At 33.1% G+C, this 26,610-nt stretch carries 28 protein-coding genes; 13 read left to right on the top strand and 15 right to left on the bottom strand.

Annotated features, from left to right (window positions below; translation table 11 throughout):
* The first annotated feature begins 27 nt into the window (after positions 1-27).
* The 3 genes from deoC (H6X70_RS15035) to deoD all read left to right on the top strand — a co-directional run bounded on the left by deoC (H6X70_RS15035) (position 28) and on the right by deoD (position 2,627).
* Entirely contained in the window at positions 28-777 is a 750-nt protein-coding gene (gene deoC, locus H6X70_RS15035) for a deoxyribose-phosphate aldolase (RefSeq protein ID WP_194768520.1), read from the top strand.
* Positions 778-1,252: 475 nt separating this feature from the next.
* Positions 1,253-1,918, top strand: a complete 666-nt coding sequence (gene deoC, locus H6X70_RS15030; RefSeq protein WP_194768519.1) for a deoxyribose-phosphate aldolase — start codon at positions 1,253-1,255, stop codon at positions 1,916-1,918.
* 10 nt (positions 1,919-1,928) lie between these two features.
* The gene (gene deoD / locus H6X70_RS15025) at positions 1,929-2,627 is read left to right on the top strand and encodes a purine-nucleoside phosphorylase (protein WP_194768518.1); all 699 of its coding nucleotides are present in this window, start codon (positions 1,929-1,931) and stop codon (positions 2,625-2,627) included.
* A gap of 110 nt (positions 2,628-2,737) precedes the next feature.
* Here the strand turns inward: deoD and H6X70_RS15020 are convergent, their stop codons facing one another.
* Entirely contained in the window at positions 2,738-3,151 is a 414-nt protein-coding gene (locus H6X70_RS15020; protein ID WP_194768517.1) for a TerB family tellurite resistance protein, read from the bottom strand.
* A gap of 371 nt (positions 3,152-3,522) precedes the next feature.
* On the opposite strand from H6X70_RS15020, the gene H6X70_RS15015 reads away from it, so the two are divergent.
* From H6X70_RS15015 to H6X70_RS15005, 3 genes are all read left to right on the top strand, one after another.
* A complete protein-coding gene (locus H6X70_RS15015; protein WP_194768516.1) occupies positions 3,523-3,801 on the top strand; it encodes a DUF1456 family protein in 279 nt (92 codons plus the stop codon).
* A 242-nt stretch (positions 3,802-4,043) separates the two neighbouring features.
* Complete coding sequence (locus H6X70_RS15010) at positions 4,044-5,333, top strand: hypothetical protein (RefSeq protein ID WP_194768515.1); 1,290 nt, start codon at positions 4,044-4,046, stop codon at positions 5,331-5,333.
* Between the two features lie 8 nt (positions 5,334-5,341).
* Positions 5,342-5,785 (top strand): hypothetical protein, encoded by a 444-nt coding sequence (locus tag H6X70_RS15005; protein WP_194768514.1) that lies wholly within the window; start codon positions 5,342-5,344, stop codon positions 5,783-5,785.
* A gap of 120 nt (positions 5,786-5,905) precedes the next feature.
* On the opposite strand, the gene sucC is transcribed toward H6X70_RS15005, so the two are convergent.
* Entirely contained in the window at positions 5,906-7,099 is a 1,194-nt protein-coding gene (gene sucC / locus H6X70_RS15000; protein ID WP_194768513.1) for an ADP-forming succinate--CoA ligase subunit beta, read from the bottom strand.
* 196 nt (positions 7,100-7,295) lie between these two features.
* Here sucC and lysA point away from each other — a divergent pair, with 196 nt between their 5' ends.
* Positions 7,296-8,531 carry a diaminopimelate decarboxylase gene (lysA, locus tag H6X70_RS14995; protein ID WP_194768512.1) on the top strand — a complete coding sequence of 412 codons (1,236 nt, stop codon included), beginning with the start codon at positions 7,296-7,298 and terminating at the stop codon, positions 8,529-8,531.
* An 82-nt stretch (positions 8,532-8,613) separates the two neighbouring features.
* Here the strand turns inward: lysA and H6X70_RS14990 are convergent, their stop codons facing one another.
* Complete coding sequence (locus H6X70_RS14990; protein ID WP_194768511.1) at positions 8,614-9,174, bottom strand: hypothetical protein; 561 nt, start codon at positions 9,172-9,174, stop codon at positions 8,614-8,616.
* Between the two features lie 5 nt (positions 9,175-9,179).
* On the bottom strand, positions 9,180-10,037 hold the full coding sequence (locus tag H6X70_RS14985) for a PPK2 family polyphosphate kinase (protein ID WP_194768510.1): 858 nt from the start codon (positions 10,035-10,037) through the stop codon (positions 9,180-9,182).
* Between the two features lie 138 nt (positions 10,038-10,175).
* On the opposite strand from H6X70_RS14985, the gene H6X70_RS14980 reads away from it, so the two are divergent.
* Positions 10,176-10,949 carry a hypothetical protein gene (locus tag H6X70_RS14980; RefSeq protein ID WP_194768509.1) on the top strand — a complete coding sequence of 258 codons (774 nt, stop codon included), beginning with the start codon at positions 10,176-10,178 and terminating at the stop codon, positions 10,947-10,949.
* Positions 10,950-11,053: 104 nt separating this feature from the next.
* Here H6X70_RS14980 and H6X70_RS14975 read toward each other — a convergent pair whose 3' ends face one another.
* From H6X70_RS14975 to H6X70_RS14950, 6 genes are all read right to left on the bottom strand, one after another.
* Positions 11,054-12,217: a sigma-54-dependent transcriptional regulator gene (locus H6X70_RS14975; RefSeq protein ID WP_194768508.1), complete on the bottom strand. Its 1,164-nt coding sequence runs from the start codon at positions 12,215-12,217 to the stop codon at positions 11,054-11,056.
* Between the two features lie 36 nt (positions 12,218-12,253).
* Entirely contained in the window at positions 12,254-13,183 is a 930-nt protein-coding gene (locus H6X70_RS14970; protein WP_194768507.1) for a mechanosensitive ion channel family protein, read from the bottom strand.
* 5 nt (positions 13,184-13,188) lie between these two features.
* Positions 13,189-14,493, bottom strand: a complete 1,305-nt coding sequence (locus tag H6X70_RS14965; protein ID WP_194768506.1) for an ABC transporter permease — start codon at positions 14,491-14,493, stop codon at positions 13,189-13,191.
* A 5-nt stretch (positions 14,494-14,498) separates the two neighbouring features.
* The gene (locus tag H6X70_RS14960) at positions 14,499-15,425 is read right to left on the bottom strand and encodes an ABC transporter ATP-binding protein (protein WP_194768505.1); all 927 of its coding nucleotides are present in this window, start codon (positions 15,423-15,425) and stop codon (positions 14,499-14,501) included.
* 303 nt (positions 15,426-15,728) lie between these two features.
* Complete coding sequence (gene dnaJ / locus H6X70_RS14955; protein WP_194768504.1) at positions 15,729-16,850, bottom strand: molecular chaperone DnaJ; 1,122 nt, start codon at positions 16,848-16,850, stop codon at positions 15,729-15,731.
* A gap of 8 nt (positions 16,851-16,858) precedes the next feature.
* The gene (locus H6X70_RS14950) at positions 16,859-17,422 is read right to left on the bottom strand and encodes a nucleotide exchange factor GrpE (protein ID WP_194768503.1); all 564 of its coding nucleotides are present in this window, start codon (positions 17,420-17,422) and stop codon (positions 16,859-16,861) included.
* 148 nt (positions 17,423-17,570) lie between these two features.
* Between H6X70_RS14950 and H6X70_RS14945 the strand changes: the two genes are divergently transcribed.
* Positions 17,571-18,233: a YceI family protein gene (locus H6X70_RS14945; RefSeq protein WP_194768502.1), complete on the top strand. Its 663-nt coding sequence runs from the start codon at positions 17,571-17,573 to the stop codon at positions 18,231-18,233.
* 51 nt (positions 18,234-18,284) lie between these two features.
* Here H6X70_RS14945 and H6X70_RS14940 read toward each other — a convergent pair whose 3' ends face one another.
* Positions 18,285-19,187: a TIGR01777 family oxidoreductase gene (locus tag H6X70_RS14940; protein WP_194768501.1), complete on the bottom strand. Its 903-nt coding sequence runs from the start codon at positions 19,185-19,187 to the stop codon at positions 18,285-18,287.
* Positions 19,188-19,392: 205 nt separating this feature from the next.
* Entirely contained in the window at positions 19,393-20,085 is a 693-nt protein-coding gene (mnmD, locus tag H6X70_RS14935) for a tRNA (5-methylaminomethyl-2-thiouridine)(34)-methyltransferase MnmD (RefSeq protein ID WP_194768500.1), read from the bottom strand.
* A gap of 134 nt (positions 20,086-20,219) precedes the next feature.
* Between mnmD and H6X70_RS14930 the strand changes: the two genes are divergently transcribed.
* Positions 20,220-21,287, top strand: coding sequence for a branched-chain amino acid aminotransferase (locus H6X70_RS14930; protein ID WP_194768499.1), 1,068 nt, complete (start codon positions 20,220-20,222; stop codon positions 21,285-21,287).
* Positions 21,288-21,358: 71 nt separating this feature from the next.
* On the opposite strand, the gene H6X70_RS14925 is transcribed toward H6X70_RS14930, so the two are convergent.
* Complete coding sequence (locus H6X70_RS14925; protein WP_194768498.1) at positions 21,359-21,745, bottom strand: nucleoside triphosphate pyrophosphohydrolase family protein; 387 nt, start codon at positions 21,743-21,745, stop codon at positions 21,359-21,361.
* A gap of 72 nt (positions 21,746-21,817) precedes the next feature.
* Between H6X70_RS14925 and H6X70_RS14920 the strand changes: the two genes are divergently transcribed.
* On the top strand, positions 21,818-22,003 hold the full coding sequence (locus tag H6X70_RS14920; protein WP_194768497.1) for a hypothetical protein: 186 nt from the start codon (positions 21,818-21,820) through the stop codon (positions 22,001-22,003).
* 253 nt (positions 22,004-22,256) lie between these two features.
* Here the strand turns inward: H6X70_RS14920 and H6X70_RS14915 are convergent, their stop codons facing one another.
* A complete protein-coding gene (locus H6X70_RS14915; RefSeq protein ID WP_194768496.1) occupies positions 22,257-24,296 on the bottom strand; it encodes a dipeptidyl-peptidase 3 family protein in 2,040 nt (679 codons plus the stop codon).
* A gap of 176 nt (positions 24,297-24,472) precedes the next feature.
* Here H6X70_RS14915 and H6X70_RS14910 point away from each other — a divergent pair, with 176 nt between their 5' ends.
* Positions 24,473-25,495, top strand: coding sequence for an SRPBCC family protein (locus H6X70_RS14910; protein WP_194768495.1), 1,023 nt, complete (start codon positions 24,473-24,475; stop codon positions 25,493-25,495).
* A gap of 3 nt (positions 25,496-25,498) precedes the next feature.
* Positions 25,499-25,870 carry a fluoride efflux transporter CrcB gene (crcB, locus tag H6X70_RS14905; protein ID WP_194768494.1) on the top strand — a complete coding sequence of 124 codons (372 nt, stop codon included), beginning with the start codon at positions 25,499-25,501 and terminating at the stop codon, positions 25,868-25,870.
* On the opposite strand, the gene H6X70_RS14900 is transcribed toward crcB, so the two are convergent.
* Positions 25,867-26,472 carry a DUF1684 domain-containing protein gene (locus tag H6X70_RS14900; RefSeq protein WP_194768493.1) on the bottom strand — a complete coding sequence of 202 codons (606 nt, stop codon included), beginning with the start codon at positions 26,470-26,472 and terminating at the stop codon, positions 25,867-25,869. The genes crcB and H6X70_RS14900 overlap by 4 nt on opposite strands.
* Between the last annotated feature and the right edge of the window lie 138 nt (positions 26,473-26,610).

The raw sequence follows: 26,610 nt of genomic DNA, 5'->3' as shown, positions 1-26,610 counted from the left end.
ATAAGCAGAAAAAACTGATTAACAGCAATGAATATATCCCAATATTTAGATTACACCCTTTTAGAATCGACTGCCACAGAACGCGATGTTATCGACCTTTGTAACAATGCAAGAACCAATAACTATTATAGTATTTGCGTAAATGGTTGTTACGTGTCTTTAGCAAAACAATTTCTACAAGACACTAAAATAAAAGTATCTACAGTTGTTGGATTTCCTCTTGGTTCTATGACCACAAAGGCAAAAATTTACGAAGCACAACAAGCTATTGAAGATGGTGCTGAAGAAATTGGTATGGTGATTAATTTAGGCTACGTTAAAAGCAAAAATTACGTTTCAATTTTAAAAGACATTACCGATGTAAAAATGGCCATTGGTAGCACGCCTTTAAAAGTAATTATTGAAATTTCTGAGTTAAATAAAAATGAAATTGTAAAAATTAGTGAAATCTGCATCGATGCTAAAGCTGATTTTATTGAAACTTCAACTGGCTTTTCAAAATCTGGAGCAACGCTTACTGCAATTAAAATTATTAAAAAAACAATTAAAGATGCTGCGCAGATAAAAGCATCTGGCGATATTTTAGATTTTGAATCGGCTGTAAAATATCTTGAAGTTGGTGCAGACAGATTAGGCATTACAACCAACTATAAAGGTCAAAACACTAATACGCGCCAAAATAGAAATAGTAAAATATTTAAACAGTATTTAGAATCTGCAGCAAAAAAATCTGAAAGCACAAATTCAAATTCTATTTCCAACAAAACAACCTTTTAAGTTTCAAAACAAACCCTTTTTATTTCTATTTATCACTACCCTAACCTAGTGAAAATAGAAAATTGTTAATACCTTTAAAAGAACAGCTTCTAAATTTAGTCATTTTACAACCCAAAGTATCCGAAACTTTTTTCATAAATTAGAGTCTATCATTAAATAGATGCTAAACTGTATATTTGAATATGAAATTACTTTATGGAAAGAGGTTTTATGGCCTATCGAAAATTTATCGTGAAATTTGAAGTGAAAACACCGTGAAATTTCAGGCTGTTTGAGCTAAACGTTTTTTTTGATTGAACCTATATTTTTCATAGCGAGTTCCTGAAATTTAGGTGTCGAACAAAAAATTTAGATAAAGATTCGTAAGCCTAGATTTTTTTGGTTCGTTTTTTCATCAATGGAAAAAATGAACAACATTATTTAGAACGGGAATAATATTTAATATCTAATCTGTTATCAAAAAAAGGTTTAACACATGAATCCATTTAGCCATTACATCGACCACACGCTTTTAAAGGCAACTGCCACAAAAAACGACATCATTCAACTTTGTGAAGAAGCCAAAACACATCATTTTTATTCCGTTTGTGTAAACAGTTGCTATGTCTCTTTAGCAAAACAAACCTTAGCTGGATCTCAGGTAAAGGTATGTTGTGTAATCGGGTTCCCCTTAGGTGCCATGAGTACTGAATCGAAAGTTTCAGAAGCTAAGGAAGCCTTAAAAAATGGCACAGTTGAAATTGACATGGTTATGAATATCGGTTTACTAAAAAGCCAAGATTATGATGCTGTTAAAAATGATATCGAAGCTGTAAAAAGCGTCATGCCTAACAATATTTTAAAAGTGATTTTAGAAACCTGCTATTTAGACGATTCTGAAATCATTAAAGCCAGTACATTAGCTATTGAAGCTGGCGCCGATTTTATTAAAACATCTACTGGATTTGGAACGCGAGGTGCAAACTCAAACGACATAAAACTTATGAAAAGTGTTTGCAAAAACGGTACTAAAATAAAAGCTTCAGGAGGTATTAAAGATGCTGAAACTGCTTTACACTATATCAACATGGGCGTAAAACGACTAGGTACCTCCTCTGGTATTGCTATTGTTAGCGGAACAAAATCGAATTCTAATTATTAAATCATCATGTATGAGTGTTCATATTGAAGCCAAAAAAGGAGACATCGCTGAAACCATTTTACTCCCTGGCGACCCATTGCGTGCCAAATGGATTGCCGAAAATTTCCTAGAAAACCCTGTATGTTTCAATAAAGTTAGAAATATGTTTGGCTACACAGGCACTTACAACGGAAAACGCGTTTCGGTAATGGGTACAGGCATGGGCATTCCTTCTATATCCATTTACGCCCATGAATTGATTACCGATTATGGTGTAAAAAATCTAATTCGTGTAGGAAGCGCTGGCTCCTATCAAAAAGACATTAAAATTCGAGACATTGTATTTGCCATGGCAGCTTCATCAAATTCTGGATTGAATAAAATCCGATTTAACGGTGCCGACTATGCCCCTACGGCTAATTTTGAATTGTTTCAAAAAGCATTGGACGCAGCAAAAGAAAAAAATATCCCTGTAAAAGCGGGTAATGTTTTTAGTTCGGATGAATTTTATGCCGACGATTTTGAAACCTATAAAAAATGGTCGAAATTCGGAATGCTCTGCGTTGAAATGGAAACCGCTGGCTTATATACCGTAGCCGCAAAACATCACGTTAAAGCATTGGCCATTTTAACCATTTCAGATTCCTTAGTTACAGGCGAACGAACCACAAGTAAAGAACGCGAAACCACCTTTAAAGATATGGTTGAAATTGCTTTGGAATTGGTTTAAACAATCTTAAATAAGCGCTTCGTTTGAGAATAAGACGTAAAACTTGAATCTATCATAAAATATGCAATACCAAAACCTCACTATAATTAGCAATTAAAGCTAACAATAATTTAATTATAATGTGTTTTAAATATATCTATAAGCACATCTGGAGGTACAATTTTATTAGGAAAGCTATCCATTAAATACAGTACTTTGGTTATAGACTCATGGCTTAACCCCATTCTTAAACCGAAATTATACAACTTTATAACACTTTTAGAATTGTTATTACCACCAAACTCTTGCTCAATATTCATCAACAAAACCAATCTGTGAAATTGCACAATACGCTCGCTATGCGATTTTAAATGGGTGTAAGAAATAGGGTTTTCTAATAAATAATCAAAATCTTCACGAGAAATCCCCAACTGCTTTGCTACACCTAAGAGAAAGTTATACTCTATTTTCCTGATGTCTTTATCATATTTTGCAAAAGCAATCATTTCAGATAAAAGACTTAATTTTTCTACTCTATTAATCATTTCTTGAGGGATTATCTGGTTACTTTATAAAGTTAAGCAGAACCCCCAAATATTAATCGTACATTTAATGTCGCTTATCGAAAAACCGCACGCTGTTAATCGTTGATTTTAATGTGTTTATCAATAAATCATTTTAATTCAACTAATTAAAATGCATTTCATCTTTCAAAAACAAAAAGTTGAAGCTAAACAAAACAACTATAAACACTTGAAAAACAATTAATTAAACATATTTTACTTTAGATATTATTACAATTCCTAAAAATCAATAATTAAGGTATCTTTACAAAACTTAAAAAACGCTAAAAACACCTATGTATTCTTCTTAAAAGGATGAAAAACAGCATAAAAAAAGCCAAAAAATTACAATTATGACAAATAATGATATTCTAAAAAAATTACGCGTGGCATTACAACTTCGTGACGATGAAATTGTGAAAATTCTAGAATTGGTTGATTTTAGGATTTCTAAAAGTGAACTGGGTGCTTTTTTCAGAAAAGAAGACCATCCTAAGTACATGGAATGTGGCGACCAAATTCTAAGAAATTTTTTAAACGGTCTTGTGATTCACTTACGTGGGCCTATGCCCAAAAAAGGTGAACAACCTAAAAAAACAAAAGTGAACAAACCAGTTCCTCCAAAAAAATAAACACCAAATATTAAAATCACAACTTTAAAAGGTTGTCTAAAAGTTACTTTTTAGACAACCTTTTTTATTTATAATAGGCTTTCTAAAAGCCAGTTTAAACAACCAGTTTGGTTGACAATAGGTTAATATTCCATTAACCTAAAGGTAATTTACAATTTTCGCAATTCGTAATCTTGAGTTATAACTTTGCTATTCATTACTAGATATAATACTAGCAATAACAAACCCCAAATTATTTTACTATGAAAAAAAATTACATCGTGTTAATCTTAACCTTATTTACCATATTAGGAATTACTAAGGTAAACGGACAAGAAAACAATACAGAATGGACGCGTGGTTGGACAAACTTTCAACCTAATTTAGAACGCTATAGAGAAGCTGAAATACAAATCTCTTCAATTATTACTGAAGATCTAGTGCTTACAAACAACAAAACATATTTCATGACTGGGAATGTTTATGTGATAGGAAGTGCCACATTAACAATCGCTCCTGGAACCGTAATTCGTTGCGATTCTAAGAACCCTGCCAGTTTAATTGTTTCTAAAAATGCAAAACTAATTGCTGAAGGCGACCAATACAATCCGATAATATTTACATCAAACAAACCCTCAAAATCAAGAAAAAGTGGCGATTGGGGTGGTATTGTAATCTTAGGAAACGGAAAGCTAAATTCCCCTGCTGGAGTTGCCGTAGTTGAAGGCAATTTTTCTCCGCAATATTCGCTTTATGGAGGCGATATAGCCGATGAAGAAACTGCTATTTTAAAATATGTTCGTATTGAATTTCCCGGACATAAAATAAATGAATCTAAAGAATTAAATGGTTTAACACTATGCGGAATAGGTTCTAAAACCATTATTGAAAATGTAATGGTAAGTTACTCTGCCGACGATTCATTTGAATGGTTTGGAGGTGAAGGCGCATTTAAAAATTTGGTATCCTTCAAATCTAAAGATGATGATTTTGATGTGACTAATGGTTTTAAAGGAAGCTTAACTGATATTTTATCTGTAAGGCATCCTTATATTTCTGACATTAGTGGCTCTTATGCTATTGAAGTAGATGGTTATACTTCGGAAGTAAGCTATGCTTCAAACAATAATTTATCTTATATAGAAGTAAAAAATGCCACACTAATTAATTTAGCTTCCGAAGAAAATATTCCGTTTATAAAAGCTGCTATTTCAGCAAAAAAACTAGCGCGAATTTCTATTGAATCCTCTACAATTTCAGGATATGCACACGTTGTTGAACTGGATAAAACCTATTTAAATATTGATGAAGTAACCCATAAACTAAAGTTTAAAAACAACCTTTTTAATATTAGTAATCTAGGCATACAAGCTAACAAACTTAATATTTCAAACACAAATAGTATATTTTCTACCAACATCTTCACTGCCGAGTTTAAATCGCCTGAAAGTCTATTTAGAGATCCTTTAAATACGACAACCCCTTCATTTGCATTAAAATCTACAGAAATAAAAAACAAAAAGAGTATTACATTAAATAACATAAACGAGTAAAAATTAAAATGAATAAAATAAATACCCTAATAGCAGTAGCTTTATTTTTTAGTTGCATTTCAACTTACGGTCAAGTGGCCGATCAAACATTCTTCTCTAAATCGGATAGAATTGAAAAATTTCATACCATTAACGATTTAGAAGATTTAGGTAAAGGAGAGCTTGTTGATTTATATGCCGACAGGTTTTCAGAATTAATTAAAACCATGCCTTTTATGGCAATAACAACAAAATCTGACCAAAAGTTAGATGATTTTGGTATTCGTGCGAGCGCTTCAAACTTAAAACTATTAAGTAAATATAAAACTGAAGAGCGCGAACATATTAAGGCGAGTGATGAGATTATTTCAGATTTTATTGCCTATGCAGACACCGATAATATTGTATGGTCCATTTTATACATGGAAGATATTATTAAAAAACTGAGATTAGGATTTAAAGGTAATTTTTAACCCAATACTATTCTTTAAACGCATTAAAAAAAATAAAAACCTCCAAAAGTTAAACTTTTGGAGGTTTTTTTATAGGCTAAAGTGTTATTTTTCAATTAAAACAACACAAAGTAAGTTTAATTACTTAGCAAGTACTTCTTGTACTTTATCTGCAGCTTCTTGGAATTCAGTAGCACTTAAAACGGCTAACCCTGAATTATCAATTAATTCTTTAGCGATGTCTGCATTGGTTCCTTGTAAACGTACAATAATTGGCACAGTAATGTTACCCATGTTTTTGTAAGCATCAATAACTCCTTGCGCTACACGATCGCAACGAACAATACCACCAAAAATGTTAATTAAAATTGCTTTTACAGCTGGATCTTTTAAAATAATTTTAAAAGCCGCTTCAACACGAGCTGCATCTGCAGTCCCACCAACATCTAAGAAGTTAGCTGGCTCTCCACCTGCTTGTTTAATTAAATCCATTGTTGCCATAGCTAAACCAGCACCGTTAACCATACAACCAACGTTTCCGTCAAGGTCTACATAGTTTAAACCTAGCTCTCCAGCTTCAACTTCAATAGCGCTTTCTTCACGTACATCACGTAAATCAACGTATTTTTTATGTCTGTATAAAGCGTTATCATCAATAGTTACTTTTGCATCAACAGCCATGATTAAGTTATCACTTGTTTTTAAAACTGGGTTGATTTCAAATAAAGAAGAATCAGAAGCCACATAAGCGGTGTATAAAGCTGTAACGAATTTCGTCATTTCTTTAAAAGCAACACCAGATAATCCTAAGTTAAACGCAACGCGTCTTGCTTGAAAAGGTAATAAACCTACAGCAGGATCAACTTCTTCAGTAAAAATTAAATGTGGTGTTTCTTCAGCAACCGTTTCAATATCCATTCCACCTTCAGTAGAATACATAATCATATTACGTCCTGTACCTCTGTTTAATAATACAGACATGTAAAATTCGCTTGTTTCAGATTCTCCTGGGTAATAAACATCTTCAGCAACTAAAACTTGGTGCACACGTTTTCCTGCGGCAGAAGTTTGTGGTGTTACCAAATCCATTCCTATAATTTGTCCAGCAATCTCTTCAACTTCTTTAAGGTTTTTGGCTAGTTTAACGCCTCCACCTTTACCACGGCCACCTGCGTGAACCTGTGCTTTTATTACGTGCCAGCTTGTTCCTGTTTCACTAGTTAATTGCTTCGCAGCAGCTACTGCCTCTTGAGCATTCTGTGCAACTAAACCGCGTTGGATACGTACTCCAAAACTACTTAATATCTCTTTACCTTGATATTCGTGTAAATTCATAATTTGCTAATTGATTAAGAAAAAAGCAAATGTAAATAATAGGCTTTACTTACACTAATATTTAATAATGAAAACTTTAATAAGTTTTCAAGATATTGTTGTTAAATAATTAACACTTTGTTTATTTTGTATAATTTTTCAGTTATTCCTTTTTTATATTCAACAAAGAAATATCTTTGCCAAAAATTATAAACCTATGTTAGAAAATCAATTGCTTAAAATTGCACAGGATTTTGGGAGTCCAGTTTATGTTTATGATGCTGAAAAAATTGAATTTCAGTACCACAGACTAACAAACGCATTTAAAAATGTAAAAAAATTAAAACTTAACTATGCAGTTAAAGCATTGTCTAATATATCAATTTTAAAGCTTTTTAAATCTTTAGGTTCGGGTATAGATACGGTTTCTATTCAAGAAGTTCAGCTTGGATTAGCTGCTGGTTTTGCGCCAGAACAAATTATTTTTACACCAAATGGTGTGTCTTTAGCTGAAATTGAAGAAGCTGCTAAACTTGGGGTTAAAATTAATATTGATAACCTTTCTATTTTAGAACAATTTGGAACTAAACATCCTAAAGTTCCGGTTTGTATTCGTATTAACCCGCACGTTATGGCTGGTGGAAACGCGAATATTTCGGTAGGACATATCGATTCTAAATTTGGAATTTCAATTCATCAAATACCTCATATTTTACGTATTGTTGAAAATACTAAAATGACTATTAACGGTATTCACATGCATACAGGTAGTGATATTTTAGATATTGAAGTATTTCTTTATGCGAGTGAAATTTTATTTGAAACTGCAAAACAATTTAAAAATTTAGATTTTATCGATTTTGGTTCAGGTTTTAAAGTTCCTTACAAAGCAGGCGATATTGAAACGAATATTGAAGAATTAGGTGAAAAATTATCGGCTAAATTCAATGAGTTCTGTAAAGAATACGGCAAAGATTTAACCTTAGCATTCGAACCAGGAAAATTCTTGGTAAGCGAATCTGGAAGTTTTTTAACCAAAGTAAATGCGGTTAAACAAACAACTTCTACAGTTTTTGCTCAGGTAGATTCTGGTTTTAATCATTTAATTCGCCCAATGTTTTACGGGTCGCACCATGATATTGTAAACATTTCTAACCCTAATGGACGTGAGCGTTTTTACACCGTTGTAGGATATATTTGTGAAACCGATACTTTTGGTAATAACCGACGTATTAATGAAATAAATGAAGGTGATATTTTATGCTTTAAAAACGCAGGAGCTTACTGTTTCTCTATGGCGAGCAACTATAACTCAAGATTTAGACCTGCTGAAATTTTATGGTATAACAACAAAGCCCACGTTATTAGAGAGCGCGAAACTTTTGAAGATATCTTAAGAAATCAAATTGAAGTAGATTTTACTCCTAAAAAGAAAGCGGCTACTGCAAAATAATAACCGCATTATAAATTAAAAAATCCTCTTTCTGGTATCATGCCATTAAGAGGATTTTTATTTTTGAAAGCGTTTCTAAACGCTACACCTTCAGTTTTCCTGAAAAAACATTCACTTTCGAATTAAAAGGATTTCCTGAAGCACGTCTTAACATCACTATTTGTCCGCAATGCCATAAAGCATCGGCAATTGGTCCATTAACAATGTTCCAAAAAGGCACATCGGTATTTTCTAAATTAAAAGGTTTTTCAGTGTTTCTTAAAACATCAGAAACCATTTTTAAATTTAATAAGGTCTGTTTGCGTTTGGCTTCAAAACTTAATTCTTCCTTATTCAAATCTTTGTTATCTACTACAATCTGGTTTCTAATAAATTTTGATAATCCGTAAATATGTTCAATAGTTTCGGCACTGGTTCGACCAGATTCACTGGCTTTCATACTTAAATCTTTATCTGTTAAGCCTTCCGAAGCCCAAAAATATCGAAATCCTAAACCATCAACCATTCGCGCTGCAACCGTTCCAGCTGTATAGGATTCTGGAGCCTCAGGAATTTCGTAAAAAGGCAATTGTGCTTCAGTCATATCCTGTGCGTTTACATTGAAAACTACCATAAAAACAAAAACCACTAGTAAATGCTTCATATAATTTATTCGTCGTTAAGTTGCTTTTTATAGGCTTCTAAATGCGATTTAATAGCATCATCAAGCTCTGGCTCTTTAATATCATCAAACTTTTTAAGGGTATCGTAAACCGTTTTGGCAACCAAATAGCGCGCAGAAGCTTTATCATCGGCAGGAATATTATACCAAGGCGCATGAGGTTTCGATGTTCTGTTTATGGCATCTTCATAACAAAATTGGTATTTATCCCATAATTCACGCTCTTTTAAATCGCCAGGAGAAAATTTCCAGTTTTTCGAAGGCTTGTTTAATCGACGTAACAATCTGTTTTTTTGCTCGGATTTAGATAGGTTTAAAAAGAATTTAAAAATGATGGTTCCGCTTTGTGCAAGGCTTTTTTCAAAATTATTAATTTGCTCAAAACGTTTATCCCAAAAGGCATCATCGATATCGCTAACACTATTAACCGTTGGGATATTTTCACCCAAAACATATTCGGGATGTACACGAGTTACCAAAACATTTTCGTAATGCGTACGATTAAAAACACCAAATTTACCACGAGCAGGAAGCGCTATATAATGGCGCCATAAAAAGTCGTGTTTTAGCTCCAGCTCGGTTGGCACTTTAAAACTATGAACTACGACACCTCTAGCATTAAATTCTTTAAACACTTCACGAATTAAGCTGTCTTTTCCGGCGGTATCCATGCCTTGTAAACAAATTAAAACCGCATACTTTCCATGCGCATAAAGGGTGTCTTGCAGCTTGCCTAATTTTTTACTAATGGACTTTAGTTCCTTCTCGGCATCATCAATAACTACTTTAGTTACCGAGTTTTTTAATGAAATGTTTGAGGTGACTTTGTACGGATCTGTATGCATCTTTATATGTTTAAGGTTTTCTATTCTTACATTAATAGTATAAATATAGTAAATCTATGATTTCAACTCACCACATGTTGCACTTTATCGTTATTTTTAATACATTAGTCGAACCTATTTATGTTAACCCCTATGACTATGAAAAAAATTTACCTATTATTTTTTCTAATGACCTCTTTGGTTGTTAGTGCACAAAGCGAGTGTGACAACGCTAATTCTTATCTTGTAAATGCGTATTCTCATGTTAAAGACTCCTACGAGTCTAACAATGTTAGTCACTTAAAATATTATGCTAACCGCTCTGTTGAATCCTTAAAACTCGCCAAGGAAGCCTTAAATTTATGCAATTGCAAAAAGGCTAAAGAATTAACTAACAAAACCCTGGAATTATTGGTGAAAGTTGACAATGCTGAAACTTTTGAAGATGGCCGATTTTTTGTTAAACGCGGAAGAGATTTAAGCAAAGAAAGTGTTATTGAAATTGACAAATGTGCTTTTAACCAATATCAAGATAATCAGGCAGATGAAAATTATGTAGCTGCGCAAACTGCCAATTCAGAATTATCAGATTTACAAGCAGCGCAATTACAATTAGAACAACAACAACAAGCTTTAAAACTTAAAGCAGAGCAAATTAAAAACAAATTAGCAGAGCAAAAAGAGCGCGAATTAGAGCTTGAAAAACAACAAATTGTTGAATCTTATAAAACGAGAATTTTAGAAAACATTAAATCTTACAACGAAACTTTAAAAGTTTACAATACGGCAAACTTCACACCAATTAGTTTTGAAGACACGCCAATTGACATACAAACCAAAAGTATTTCTGAAATTAAATCGCATTATATAAACCAAATGAAAGCTTTAACTAAAGATTATTTAGAAGCGTTAAATCGCTGTGAAACAAGCTAATATTTTATTTTGAAGAACAAAAAAAGCTGTGTAAATCATTTATTTCTACACAGCTTTTTTGTTTTATATGATTTTTATAAATAAGAATTCTAAAAAGAATTCGCTTATTTACTAGCAAACAATTTCACATCTTGTTCGCTTACTTCCTTACCACCTAGTATTATTAAGCGTTCGATAACATTACGAAGTTCTCTAATATTTCCTGTCCAATCGTATTCTTGAAGCAGTTTTATAGCGCTATCTGAAAACTGTTTTTTAGCAGTACCGTTTTCATTTGCTATTTTTTCTGAAAAATGACTGACTAATAAAGGAATATCGGCACGTCTGTCATTTAACGAAGGAACTTCAATTAAAATTACGGCCAATCTGTGATATAAATCCTCACGGAAACGTCCTGCTTCAATTTCCTTTTTTAAGTTCTTATTCGTGGCTGCAATTACACGTACATCCACTTTTATATCGCGATCGCTACCAACACGCTGAATTTTATTTTCCTGTAAAGCGCGAAGTACCTTGGCTTGAGCAGATAAACTCATGTCCCCTATTTCGTCAAGAAAAATGGTGCCACCGTTGGCTGCTTCAAATTTTCCTGCACGGTCTTTATTAGCACTTGTAAAAGCACCTTTAACATGACCAAACAATTCACTTTCAATAAGTTCAGAAGGAATTGCAGCACAATTCACCTCAATTAAAGATGCTTTAGAACGGGCGCTTTTTTCATGTAGCCAATGGGCTACCAGTTCTTTTCCTGTACCATTTGCTCCTGTAATTAAAACACGGGCATCGGTAGGCGCAACTTTATCTATAATCTCTTGAATTTGAGTAATAGCGGCACTTTCGCCAACCATTTCATATTTTTTACTAACTTTTTTCTTTAAGATTTTATTAGCTACAACCAACTCTTTTCTGTCCAATGCATTTCTAACCGTATTTAACAAACGGTTTAAATCTGGTGGTTTCGAAATATAATCGAAAGCCCCCAAACGCATCGTATTTACAGCAGTATCCAAATCGCCATGACCAGAAATCATAACCATAGGCACTTCGGGTTTTATCTTTTTCGTGGCTTCTAAAACTTCAACGCCATCCATTTTTGGCATTTTAATATCGCATAGAATCAAATCGAAATCGGTATTCTTAATTTTTTCTATTCCGTCTAAACCATCAACAGCTTCTTCAACTTGGTAAGTATCATTTTCTTCAGAAAGAATTTTAACCAACACGCGTCTTATCGCTGCTTCATCTTCTACAACTAATATTTTGGGCATAATTTTATATTTGATTTAATTCTAGTTAACTTAAAATTATTGTGGATTTTTAATGATATGTATGTCTCTTTGAGGAAACGGAATACTAATATTGTTTTCTCTAAATAAACGATCTATTTCAAATCGGATATCACTTTTTGGAAACTGCGCTTTAAAACTATCATTTATTGTGAAAACGACTTTAAAATTCAAAGAACTATCTCCAAAATCCATGAAAACCACCGAAGGTTCTGGAGAAATAAGAACCGACGGATTAGAACTCGCTGCCTGAAGTAAAAGCTTTTTAACCAACTGTACGTCGCTTCCATAAGCCACACCAACACTAACGGACTCTCTTGTTGTAGTGCCGTTTTGAGTCCAATTATATAGCATATTTTCTAAATATAAATGGTTGGGAATAACCAATACTTTATTATCGATGGTTACTGCTCTTGTAGTTCGTAATTTTATTTCTTCAACGCGACCTACTTTACCTTCTATTTCAATAATATCGCCCACATGCACGGTTTGATCTACAAGAATAAATATTCCGGAAATAATATCTTGAAATAAGGTTTGCAGCGCCAAACCAATTCCAATTAATAAAGCGGCAGAGGCTGCGAAAATTCCGGTTACATTAATTCCTATGGAATCGAAAACAACTAGAACAACAATGATATAGATTAACCAACGAGCAAATGAAAATACCGTGGTAAACTTAGCTTTATCATCAAGAGGCATTTTTTTTGTGACTACATTTTTAGTCCAACGTAAAATGGTAGTGGTTACCATTAAAACGAGAACCACCAGCAAAACGTACTTTACTTTAAGTACAATTTCATGGGTATTTCCATCGGCAACATAAGAGAAATCGATGAGTTTAAATTCTAAAAACTTAACAATTTGTTCCCAAACACCACTTTCGGTAATAGCATCACTTACTTGGTCGACGCCTTCTTCTATTTTTTCGGCTGTATTTTGTTGCATTTTAATTAATACTTAATCCATTTTAATAATTCTTTGTACGTTGGTTTTTTACCATACATTAAAATACCAACACGGTAAATTTTGGCAGCAAACCAAACGGTTCCCATAAACGTTCCTATTAAGATAAGGAACGACAAAATTTGTTCCCAAATGGGTACTCCAAAAGGAATACGCATTAGCATAACCACTGGCGATGTTAATGGTATAAATGAAAATACTGTCGACACCATACCATGAGGATCTTCAATAACTGTAAAGATACCAATATAAACGGCTAAAACTAAAGGCATTATAATGGGCATCATAAATTGTTGCGTATCGGTCTCATTATCAACAGCTGCACCAATAGCAGCATATAACGAACTGTATAACAAATAACCGCCAACAAAAAACATTACAAAAGCAATAATTAAATTGGTTAATGGTAAGTGATAAAACGCGTTTGCAATGTTTTGAATTTGAAGATTCACTTCTGGGTTATTCATGGCTTCTTCGGCCATTTGTTGCTGTGGCGTTTGCATTTCTATACCCAAAACTAGTGTTGTTATTGACATTAAAACACCGCCCAAAATCAGCCAAATAACAAATTGTGTGATGCCCGCTAACGAGGTTCCTATAATTTTCCCCAACATGAGTTGTATGGGTTTTACAGATGAAATAATAACCTCAATAATCCGGCTCGTTTTTTCTTCAATCACACTGCGCATAATCATATTACCATAAATAATAATAAACATGAACAATAAATAACCTGCTGCTCCACCAAAAATTAATTTAACAACACTATCGACTTTTGAAGTTTTTTCACCTTCAAAACTTTCTTGTGAAATATTAACTCTTACTTTTGAATTGTTTATCATTTCAACATCTACCCCATTTTTCTGAAGGTTGATATCGGTTAGACGCTTTTCTAACTGATTTTCTATATCTGAAATTAAACTGATAGAAGGTGCATCTTCAGAATAAAAGGTAATATGCTGCGCATCAATAGCATCATTTTCGAGCTGATTAATATGTAATAAACCCGTGCCTTCGGTTTCAAGAACTAAATCTTTAGCATCGTTAACCGACATGCCTTCTAGAATATTATAGGTAACATGCTCGGAATTTTTAAATACATTTTGAACGAGTTTTGATTCGTCTAAAACAGAAATAACGCGAACTTTATCATTATTTAACTGCGATAAATACGCCACAAAACCAATAAGTGCCATAAAAATTATCGGACTTAAAAAAGTCATGATGATAAACGATTTGTTTTTAACCTTGGTTAAATATTCGCGTTTTATAATAAGCGGTAAATGGTTCATAAAAGTTAGTTATTCTTTACTGTTTGAATAAAAATATCGTTAACACTAGGAATGAGTTCAACAAAATGAGAAATTTCGCCTTTCGTTGTTAAATAATTCAATAAATCGTTTGGTTTTTGATCTGGATTCAACTTAATATTCACTTTTAGCTCATCTTCTAAAGTTTTAAAATTAGCATCAGAAACATTAAATTTCTCATTTAATTCTAACCTTAAAGCTTCATTATTTGCAGTTCTTAAACCAACTTCAAAAGTGTTTATTTTATATTGACGCTTAATATCGACTAATTTACCATCTAGAATTTTGTTCGATTTATGAATTAATGCAATATCATCGCATAATTCTTCTACAGATTCCATGCGGTGTGTTGAAAAAATAACGGTTGCGCCATTATCGCGTAAACGCAAAATTTCATCTTTTATCAAATTCGCGTTTATAGGATCGAAACCAGAAAATGGTTCGTCGAAAATAAGCAGTTTTGGCTCGTGTAAAACGGTAACCACAAACTGAATTTTTTGAGCCATACCTTTGGAAAGCTCTTGAATTTTCTTGTTCCACCAATCGCCAATTTCTAAGCGTTCAAACCAATATTTCAGGCGTTTTTTTGCCTCTGCTTTACTTAAACCTTTTAACTGCGCTAGGTATAATGCCTGCTCGCCAACTTTCATAGATTTATACAAACCGCGTTCTTCTGGTAAATAGCCAATATCGCGAATATGGTTTTCGTTAAGTAATTCGCCTCCCAAATGAACTGTGCCCGAATCTGGCATGGTGATTTGATTTACAATACGTATTAAGGTTGTTTTTCCTGCTCCATTTGGCCCTAATAAACCAAAAATACTGCCTTCGGGAACCGAAAGCGAAGCATTGTTTAAGGCTGTAAAGTTTCCAAATTTTTTAGAAACATTAGCAACCTCCAATAAATTACTCATAGCTGTTATTTTGAATGGTAAATATATTAAATGTATGAAAGCTACGTAGGCTTTTCGTTAATTTATATGGCAGACGAGTAGGCATATTTACTAGAAAAGTACTAAAAAACAAAACCCACCCTCAACAGAATTAAGGATGGGAAAAAAAATTGCTATGAAAAAGAAAAATTATCACTAAAAAATTAGTGATTTCCAAATATAGTTTTTTTTTCAGTACTTTCGGCAAAACATTAACAGATCTTCCCGAAATAAGCAAAAAAAATCCGCCTTTAAAGCGGATTTCTTAATTTTGATGCTATTTTATTATGAAAACATATCTTTCACTTTTTCAAAGAAAGATTTGTCTGAACTTTCAGGTTTTGGCTCAAAATGCTCATCATCTTGCATGGCTTCAAAAAAGTCTTTTTGTTGTTTATTCAATGTTTTTGGCGTCCAAACATTAACATGAACTAAAAGATCTCCTTTTCCGTAACCGTTTATGCTTGGAATTCCTTTTCCGCGTAAGCGTAAAATTTTACCAGATTGCACGCCAGCTTCTACTTTAATACGCACTTTTCCTGTAACGGTATCAATTTCTTTCGAAGTTCCTAGAACAGCTTCAGGGAAACTTACATACAAATCGTAATGTAAATTATCGCCTTCACGTTGTAATTTATCATGTTGTTCTTCTTCAATAACCACAATTAAATCACCCGAAATACCATTTCCTGGCGCTTCATTACCTTTTCCTGAAACTTTAAGTTGCATACCATCTACCACACCTGCTGGTATTTTAATCGAAACGGTTTCTTCGGCAACTTTTAAGCCTTGAGCATCGGCATCTTTAGGTTTTTTATCAATTGTTTGTCCTGCGCCACCACAATCGTTACAAGGTGCAGCCGTTTGCATTCTACCTAAAATGGTATTTGCAATACGTGTTACTTGTCCGCTACCATTACAAGTTGGACATGTTTTATAAGTTGTTCCTGGCGCTTGAACTTTACGTTTTACTTTAATTTTTTTCTCTACGCCATTAGCAATTTCTTCTAAAGTTAGCTTGACGCGAATACGCAGATTGCTTCCTTTAACACGACGTTGACCACCGCCAAAACCGCCGCCTCCAAAACCACCACCGAAGCCGCCGCCTCCGAAAATATCACCAAACTGACTGAATATGTCGTCCATATTCATGCCACCGCCGCCAAAACCACCGCCGCCGTTTTCAAAGGCTTGGTGACCATATTGGTCGTAACGTGCTTTTTTATTTTCGTCGCTTAAAACTTCGTAGGCTTCAGCTGCTTCCTTAAATTTAGCTTCTGCTTCTTTATCGTCAGGGTTTTTATCTGGATGAAATTCGATTGCTTTTTTTCTATAAGCTTTCTTAATTTCAGCAGCACTAGCTCCCTTATTAATTCCTAATATTTCGTAAAAATCTCTTTTTGCCATATCTTATATTATTGCCCAATAACTACTTTTGGGAAACGAATTACTTTTTCTCCTAAAACGTATCCTTTTTCCACAACATCAATAATTTTTCCTTTTAAATCGTCGCTTGGTGCTGGAATTTGCGTAATAGCTTCATGATTATCGGCGTTAAAAACATCGCCTTGCTTCACCTCCATCGCTTTTAAACCTTTTTGCTCTAAAGTGTTTATTAATTTCTGATAAATTAACAACACGCCTTTACGTAATTCTTCAGCTTCTTTATCGTCTTCAATATGACTTAAAGCGCGTTCAAAATCGTCAAGAACTGGCAGTAATGTTTTCATTACACCTTCGCTGGCAGTAGCGAAAAGCTCAATACGTTCCTTAGATGTTCTTCTTTTATAATTTTCAAATTCAGCAAATAAACGCAGAAATTTATCTTTCTCTTGCTTTAACTCGGCTTCAAGTTTTTCTTCTGCAGTTTCCTCGTTCGCTATTTCTTCAACTTCTTGATTTTCAACTTCAACAGTTTCGTTTTGCACACCGTCTACTTGCTCGTTTTCTATCTCGTTGGTTTTATCATTTTTACTCATGGTAAATTCAAATTTTGCAATTCTAAAATTAGTTGGCAAAAGTACTGCCAATATTGTAAAAATGTCATAATGTCACGAAATTAATTTTTATTTTTTTTCCAATTTCGATTTGCTAATTTCGTTACTTAAAACCTAAAAACATTTTTAAATGAAAAAGCACCTAAAATCACTATTATTTTTAGCACTAATAAGCATCGCTTTTACAGCTTGTAAAGACAAAGCCAAAGAAGCAGAAACTACTAACGCTGAAGCTCCTGCTGCAGTTGAAAACACAACAAATGCTGTAACTTATACTGCAAACACAACAGAATCTAACTTGAATTGGGAAGGTTTTAAACCAACGGGGTCGCATTACGGAACCATTAAATTGAAAGATGGTGAATTAAATGTTACTAACGGTGAAATTGTTGGCGGTAAGTTTACTATAGATATGAATACCATTGTTATTAACGACATTCCTGTTGATGATGAAGGAAATGGAAAACTTTTAGCGCATTTAAAAAATGATGATTTTTTTGATGCTGAAAATCATAAAACTTCAACTTTTGAAATTACAGGATTAACAGAAGCTGAAGGTAAAACAATGCTTTCTGGAAACTTAATTATAAAAGAGATATCGCGTAATATTACTTTTCCGGTGACTGTAAAATTTGACACAAATGATGTTTTCGTAACGAGTGAAAAATTTACCATCGATAGAACACAATGGGATATAAAATATAAATCGAAGTCTGTTTTTGGCGATTTAGGCGATAAATTTATTAACGATGATATTGAATTGAAAGTATTTATTAAGGCTACAAAATCTTAATTAAAACACACTTTTTTTGAAAACCACTTTATGTAAATAAGGTGGTTTTTTTTACAATAAATCTATAAGTGCAGGTTCCAAATGGTGGTATTCAAAATAGAAACCTTTATCTTCTATTTTTTTGGAACTTACACGCTGGCTTTCAAATAGAATGGTATGCATCTCACCTAAAACCATTCGCATTAAAATTTTGGGAAGTTTAACTACAAAAAGCGACTTATCCAGCACTCTATTAATCGACTTAACAAACTCTTTATTGGTTACAGGGTTTGGTGCTACGGCATTGTAAACACCACTTAATTTGTGCTGTAAAACATAAAAAATCATCTGACTTAAATCGGAATGATGAATCCATGATTGCCATTGTTTTCCACAACCAAAAACGGTACCAACACCATATTTAGTTGGTTTTATCATTTCGGTAAGTACACCGCCTTTATCCGATAAAACCAAACCAATTCTAATTTTAGAAACCATGATGTTTAATTGCTTAAAAGCATCGACTTCATGTTCCCAAGCACAAGTTACTTTACTTAAAAAAGAGGTTTTTGAAGTTTTAAAATTTTCATCGTAATATTTAGTTTCAGAACTGGGGTAAATCCCAATAGAACTTGCCGAAATCACATGTTTTATGGTATGCGTTTCGCCTTTTAAATTATTGACTAATAATGCGGTTGAAGCTGTTCGGCTAGCTAAAATTTCTTTTTTATAACTAGGCGTCCAGCGATTAGATATTGATGCGCCCGCCAAATGAATAATGGCATCGACACCGTTAAAACATCTGGTATCAATCTCTAAAGTTTTAGGATTCCAATAAAAACCTTGGTAATTTTCGGTTTGCGAAATCTGAGATTTTCGTGTGGTTAAATAATTAACCTGAATATTATTTCTGTGACAAAGTTTTACAATGTCTTTACCAATCAAACCCGTTGCCCCCGTAATTAATACCCGCATTTTTTTTTATAAAGTTACAAAATGCGCAAGCCTGCAACTAAGGTTTTATATTAGGTTTAACAGTGTTGGGTGTTAGGAAAAATATAAATAGAATTTATTTTTTTTAATAAGCTTATTTCTACTTCATAACTTTCTAACCACATAACGTTATAACTTTTAACGCTTAATTTTTCATTGTTCATTGCTCATTGTTAATTGTTAATTGTTAATTGTTAATTGCCTTCGTAGCTCGTAGCATTTCTCGTTTTCCTGGAGGTCCAGGCAATCTTTCAACGGTAAAACCAACGGCTTGCATGGCGCGTCGCACACTGCCTTTTGCGGCATACGTGACTAATACTCCACCTGTTTTCAAGGCTTTATACATGATTAAGAAAATTAGTTCTGTCCATAATTCGGGTTGAACTCGAGCACCAAAAGCGTCAAAGTAAATGATGTTAAACTGATTAATGGCTTCAATCTCATCAAAAAATTTCTTTTGTTTAGTTAATGAAAAGTCTTTGGTGATTTCATGTTTTTCTTCCCAAGATAGGTTATGCATTTTACTAAAAACATCATCATACTGTCCCGATTCCAATGTTTTTGAATAATTAAGTTTTTCAACTTCATCAAAAGAAACAGGATAGGCTTCAACCCCAAAATAATCTATTTTTCTATTTAACTTTTTGGCTTCAATAAAGGTGATAAAAGCATTTAAACCCGTGCCGAAACCAATTTCTAAAATTGAAATGTTCTGGTTGGTAGTTGATGAATCCAATTCATTAAAATACTGAAAACCATTTTTAATAAAAACATGATAAGCCTCTTGTATCGCGCCGTGTTTAGAATGGTATTGCTCGTCCCATTCTGGAATATGAATGGTTGAAGAACCATCAGAAGTAATAATAATTTCTCGTTTCAAAATAAAAACATCTAGTAAAAAGTGACTTAAAATCAATTCGCTTCAAAAAAAATAAAAGAAACCACGATTTGTTGTAAATATAGCACTTTTTAAAGCCGATTTTGTTTAAATTTGTTTTATAAAACTACGAGACTATGAGTGCTATAATCAACGATATCGAGATTATAAAAGCAAAAACTACTAAAATTACAGATGTAGATTTTGATAATTTAAAATTCGGGCATGTTTTTTCAGATCATATGCTGGAATGTAACTATAAAGATGGCGCATGGCAAGCACCTAAAGTCATTCCTTACCAAGGCATAACTTTAGATCCATCAGCTAAAATTTTTCATTACGGGCAATCCGTTTTTGAAGGTATGAAAGCCTATAAAGATGCCAATGATAAAGTCTGGTTATTTCGCCCTTTAGAAAATTTTAAACGTTTAAATATTTCATCTAAACGATTGGCGATTCCTGAACTTCCTGAAAATTATTTTATGGATGGTTTAAAAGCGCTTTTAGAAGTGGATAAAGATTGGATTCCTAAAAAAGTAGGAAGTTCGCTATACATAAGACCATTTATTTTTGCTTCAGGAAACGGTTTTCACGCCTCGCCTGCCGACGAATATAAATTTATTATTAGCACAGCACCTTCGGGGGCTTATTTCTCTGGCGATATAAAAGTTTTAATTGAAGAAAAATATTCGCGTTCTGCTAACGGTGGTGTAGGATTTGCAAAAGCTGGAGGAAACTATGCTGGACAGTTTTACCCAACTCAGTTAGCTATTGAAAAAGGTTACCAACAAGTTATTTGGACGGATGATAACACGCATGAATATATTGAGGAAGCTGGTGCGATGAATATTTTTGTTCGTATTAACGATACTTTAATTACAGGCCCTACAAGTGATAGAATTCTTGACGGTATTACCCGTAAGAGTATTATTGAGTTAGCAAAATCGGAAAATATTCCTGTTGAAGTTAGAAAAATTACGGTTAGCGAAGTTGTAGAAGCTGCTAAAAATGGTTCGTTAAAAGAAATGTTTGGTGCTGGTACCGCTGCAGTAATTTCGCCAATCTCTGGATTTGGTTATAAAGATAAAGATTACGAAATACCAAAACTAGATGAAACCTATGCGAGTTTCTTAAAAAAACGCATTACAGATATTCAAACCAATAAAGCCGAAGATCCTTTTGGATGGCGTTTTGAGGTTAAATAAATTAAAAATGGTCTGTTTTACAGACCATTTTTTTTGCTCAATTTTGAGATAATTCAATATTTAAAAATAATCTATTTATCTAATATAGATTTAATATCAGGTTTAAAATAGTTAGGCCCTTTAAGTACTTTACCATCTTCTCGATAAATAGGCTGACCACCCTCACCTAACTTACTCATATTACTGCGTTGAATTTCTTCAAAAACTTCTTCAATTTTATATTGCATACCATGCTCTATAATGGTTCCGCATAAAATATAAAGCATATCGCCAAGAGCATCGGCAACTTCAACCAAATCGTTATTATTGGCGGCTTCTAAATATTCTTCATTTTCTTCCTTCATTAAATTAAAACGAAGTGTATTTTTAGCTGTACCCAAATTGGCTTTAGGAGATTCTAAATGCCCTATTTTAAATGCTGTATGAAAAGCCTTTACAGCTTCAATTTTATCTTTCATAAGTAATAATTAGTGGTTTGATTTAAGAAGAAAATGGTTTCTAATTCCTTAAATTTGCATAAAAATAACCATATGTTCAGTAAAGGTCAAATCATTTTCGGAGTTTTATTTTTTATCGTCTTTTCCATTATTATCGCTTATACCTACAGAAAAGATTTAAAACTTCACAAGCGTTTCTATGCTGGTAGTTACTGGATGCTTATTGCGTTTATTGCTTTTATTGCTTTTATTTCTGCGATTAAATACTTTTTCAAATAGGCAATATTCAACCTATTTCTCTGTTAAATAAATTAGTATTTAACAAAATTTCAAAATAAATAATATTTTTAACGCAACCTTTTTACAAACTAAGCATCTACTACTTAACTAACATAAACTAAACCGTAATATGAACGTTATTTTAATAATAAGTGCCCTGCTTGTAATTAATGCTATTTTATTAATTTTTAGCGTAAATAAAAAAACACAACCTTAAAAGATTGTGTTTTTATAATTCTTTATAACAGCGGAATTAATTAACCTCTGGCAGGAAACTATAGTTTTTGCTATAATTTAGCATTTGTCCTTCAAAAGTTTCTGGCTGTGTTACCTTTATAGCTATTATTTCGCCTTTTTCATTTTTATCAGCCACTAAAACAGGATTTACAAATCCGCTATAGGGCGCCGATTTAAATTGCTTGTTACGCTCAAGAACTTCGGCATGAATGGCTTGATCTACTTTTACACCATAACCTTCAACCAAAGCCTCGCAAGCAGCATAATCCCCTTCAGACTTAATACGTTGAGTTTCTCTTAATAATTGTCCGAATAGCTCATGCAATTTCTCATAATCATTAATATTGAAATAGGTTTTTCCATTTCTTGTTATTTTTTCAATAACGTTGTCTGGCTGACCTTTTTCAAAAACCCAAGCAGAAACCCATTGTCTGTTTCGCATGTGCGCTTCTTCAACATCATCACCTAAATTTAAACGAATTAATTGCGTTAGTAAACCGTTTCTAATATAACCATCGTAAGCCGCCTCACCAACAGCTTTCCAATCGACTACCAAACCTAATTCTTGCAGTTTCGGGTCGTATAAATAATAAAGACCAACCAAATCGGCACGTCCTTCTTCTAAAGTAGAGGCATAATTTTTTAAAGTCTCCTTAGTCTCTCCTACTCCAGGATTTAATTGCCCAGATGCATGCCCAATAACTTCGTGTAAAGCGGTGTGTAACTTATCGGCTAACTGACCGTATTTTTCTTCTAGCTCTAATTCTTTTTCATCGTTTACAAACTCTTTTAAACGCTCACTTCCACCTGAACTGTTATGCGCCTGAATAATATTTCCTAGCGATACCGACTTACTTCCTACCGCAGCACGAATCCAGTTCGCGTTAGGTAAATTAACTCCAATTGGTGTACTTGGTGAAGCGTCTCCCGCCTCGCCTGCAACATTAACTACTTTATAAGTTACACCAACAACATTCTTCTTTTTGTGGGCTTCCATTAATGGAGAATGATCTTCAAACCATTGCGCGTTATCTGATAAAACTTTCATTTTTTCAGACATATCGAAATCATTTATTTGAATGATACTTTCATAAGATCCGCGATATCCCAAAGGATCGTTGTACACTTCAATAAAACTGTTTATATAATCAATATTGCCTTTGGTTGCGCCTGTCCATGCTACATTATAATCATCCCAAGTTTGTAAATCGCCAGTTTTATAATACGAAATAAGCAAACCTAAAGCATCGCCTTGTGCTTTATTTTCGGCAACTTCTTTGGCTAATTCTAACCATTTGATAATTTCATCTATCGCCGAACCATATAAACCTCCCGATTTAAAAACACGCTCTTTTAACACCCCGTTTTCTTTAACCAATTGTGAATTTAATCCAAACGACAACGGCTTTTCTGGGTTAGGAGAAACCTTTGTTTTATAAAAATTTTCAACATCGGCATTGGTTACATCAGGACCGTAAAAATTAACAGCAGAAAGCAATACATTATCAACACCCTTCGCTTGATTTACTTTTTTAGAATCGATAGCGTTAAAAATCACATTAAACGCATCAGCTTCTAAGGTCGTATTAGTTTCAGTTAATAGGGTCTTTAAATATTCAGCTGAAAATGAAGGCTTCAATTTATCATTTGAATAATGATGATGAATACCATTGCTAAACCAAACACGTTTTAAATAGGTATCGAAAGCTTTCCAATCTTCAGTCGTTTTATCACCTTTATAATGGGTGTAAACATTTTCTAGTGCATTCCTAATTTTTAAATTATAGCGGTAATTTTGGTCCCACATAATATCACGTCCCGACAAACCAGCTTGCGTTAAATAGTACACTAGTTTTTGTTCTTTAAGGGTTAACTTTTCCCAACCTAGAATTTGATAACGCAGCACTTTTACGTCTCCAAACTGTTCCACATTGTAATCAAACTCTACTTTTTTCTCTTCAGTTATTTCTTGATTGTTTTGCTCGGATTTCTCGCTACCACAAGACCAAAACACGACACTTATTAGTGCTAAATTTAAAATTGTTTTTATTCGCATATTCTTAAATTATAATTATAAATTAATACCAATACAACTATGAAGCGCTATAGATTAAAATAACAAAACCACATTTAACTATAAAACACAAACAGAATTTCAACAAAAGTAATAATTTATTAACTGAAAATTAAAAATGAGTATCTTTGATTTATACATTTAATAAAACCAACCAGATGAAAGCATTTAAATACATTTTATTCCTTTTACTTATTATTTTTATTGGTACCGCCATATACATCGCCGTGCAGCCAAATGAATTTAGTTTTAATAGAAGTAGAATTATTAAAGCCCCAGCTTCACTCCTATACAATAAGGTAAACGATTATAAGAGTTGGCCAAGTTTTTCGCCTTGGATTGAACACGAACCCGATGCCGACTTAACTTATGAAGAAAAAACCTCGGGCGTTGACGCTGGTTATTCCTGGAATGGCAAGATTTTAGGTGAAGGCAAAATGAAAACAATCGCTGTTGAAAAAGATAAATCGATAAAACAAAACATAGAATTTATTAAGCCTTTTAAGTCTAAATCGAATATTAATTGGACTTTTGAAGATACCGATGAAGGCACCAAAGTAACTTGGGCCATGCACGGAAAACAAGATTTTATGACAAAAATGTATACAACATTTGCTGGTTCTATTGAAAAAAATACGGCTCCAGATTTTGATCGTGGTTTGTTTAAATTAGACAGTATTGTTAATGCTGACATGAAAATATACAACATCACTGTAAATGGTATTACCGAACATGGTGGCGGATACTATATTTACAACACGACTTCATGTAAAATTTCCGATTTACAAAATAAGATGGAAACCATGTTGCCTAGAGTGATTCAATACGCAAAAACGAACAACATAAAAATGGCAGGAACGCCTTTTGTATACTACCATAAATGGGATATAGACAATAATGCCGTAATATTTTCCTGCTGCATTCCAACTATAGAAAAAACCATTTCAGCTGAAAATGATATATTAACAGGACAATTAGAACCTTTTAAAGCTGTAAAAACAACCCTAAAAGGAAACTATAAAAATTTAGAAGAAGCTTGGGAAACAGCGATGACATACATTCCTTCAAACAACTTGGAATTTAGCGGAAACGGTCCCATGCTTGAAACATATATTACAACGCCAACAGATAGCGAAAATCCAGCCGATTGGATTACTGAAATATACATTGCAGTAAAATAAATTATGAAGAGCCTTTTATTTGTATTTGTTGGTGGTGGCTTTGGAAGTGTTTTACGCTATATTATTGGAAAACATCTTAATAGTTTTGAAAGTGGTATACCTTACGGCACTTTTGTAGCCAATATTTTAGGTAGCTTGTTAATAGGATTAATTTTAGGTTTAGCGGCTAAAAATGATACACTTACTCAAAATCATACGTTGCTTCTTGCAACAGGGTTTTGTGGTGGTTTTACAACATTTTCAACATTTGCTTATGAAAACCATGTGTTTTTAAAATCTGGCGATTTTTTAAGTTTTGCTATGTATACTTGCTTGAGTTTTATTGTTGGTTTTCTTGCTGTATTTTTTGGCATGTTTTTAGCCAAAAGTTTTTAATGCTTTTTAAAGTTTTTTACGCCAGCTTCAATTCTAGTTTTTAAATAATTTTCTCTAGGCACAATTGGGCAAGAATACTTCTCATTGTAAGCACAGTAAGGGTTATAGGCTTTGTTAAAATCTATAATCATGATATCCCCATTTGGGGTTTCAGCATCAATATAACGCCCTCCGCCGTAAGTTTCAAACCCATTAGTTTCATCTAAAAAAGGTAAAAACAAATAATTTTCAAAACCTGGTTCATGCATCATTTCTTTGCCTTGATAAATATTTAATTGATGTGTCTTTCCATGCAATTCAAAAGTTAAAACTCCAAAAACACGCTCTTCTGAAACACGATCTGTAGTGGTTTTCATTTGAAACCAATCTGTGTCTGGTGTACGTTCCAACTGTGCTGTAACCACATAAGTGGAATCTGTTTTAAAAAAATCCAATCCTTCAAAAGTCTTTCTATCACTCGTTTTTAATGGTGATTTTGATGCATCTTTAAAATCGGCATTCATTTGCTTTTGAAAATCGGTTTCGCCTTGAATTGGACGTTTTTTTTGAGCACAACTAAAAAATGATACTAAAATAATGATGATAAAAAAATTGATTCTCATGTGTTTTATATGATTTTGATTTACTGAGACACCTCATTTGAAAACAATCATTTTCAAAATATATTAAATCAAAAATACAATTTCCAATTGTTTTAAATAGCTTTGATAAATCAAAAACATTTGAAACCCAAAAATCAC

The sequence above is a fragment of the Tamlana sp. I1 genome, assembly GCF_015355625.1.
In the GTDB taxonomy this organism is placed as follows: domain Bacteria; phylum Bacteroidota; class Bacteroidia; order Flavobacteriales; family Flavobacteriaceae; genus Pseudotamlana.
The sequence above is the reverse complement of the archived record's forward strand: the minus strand, read 5'-3'. Positions and strand labels throughout refer to the sequence as shown.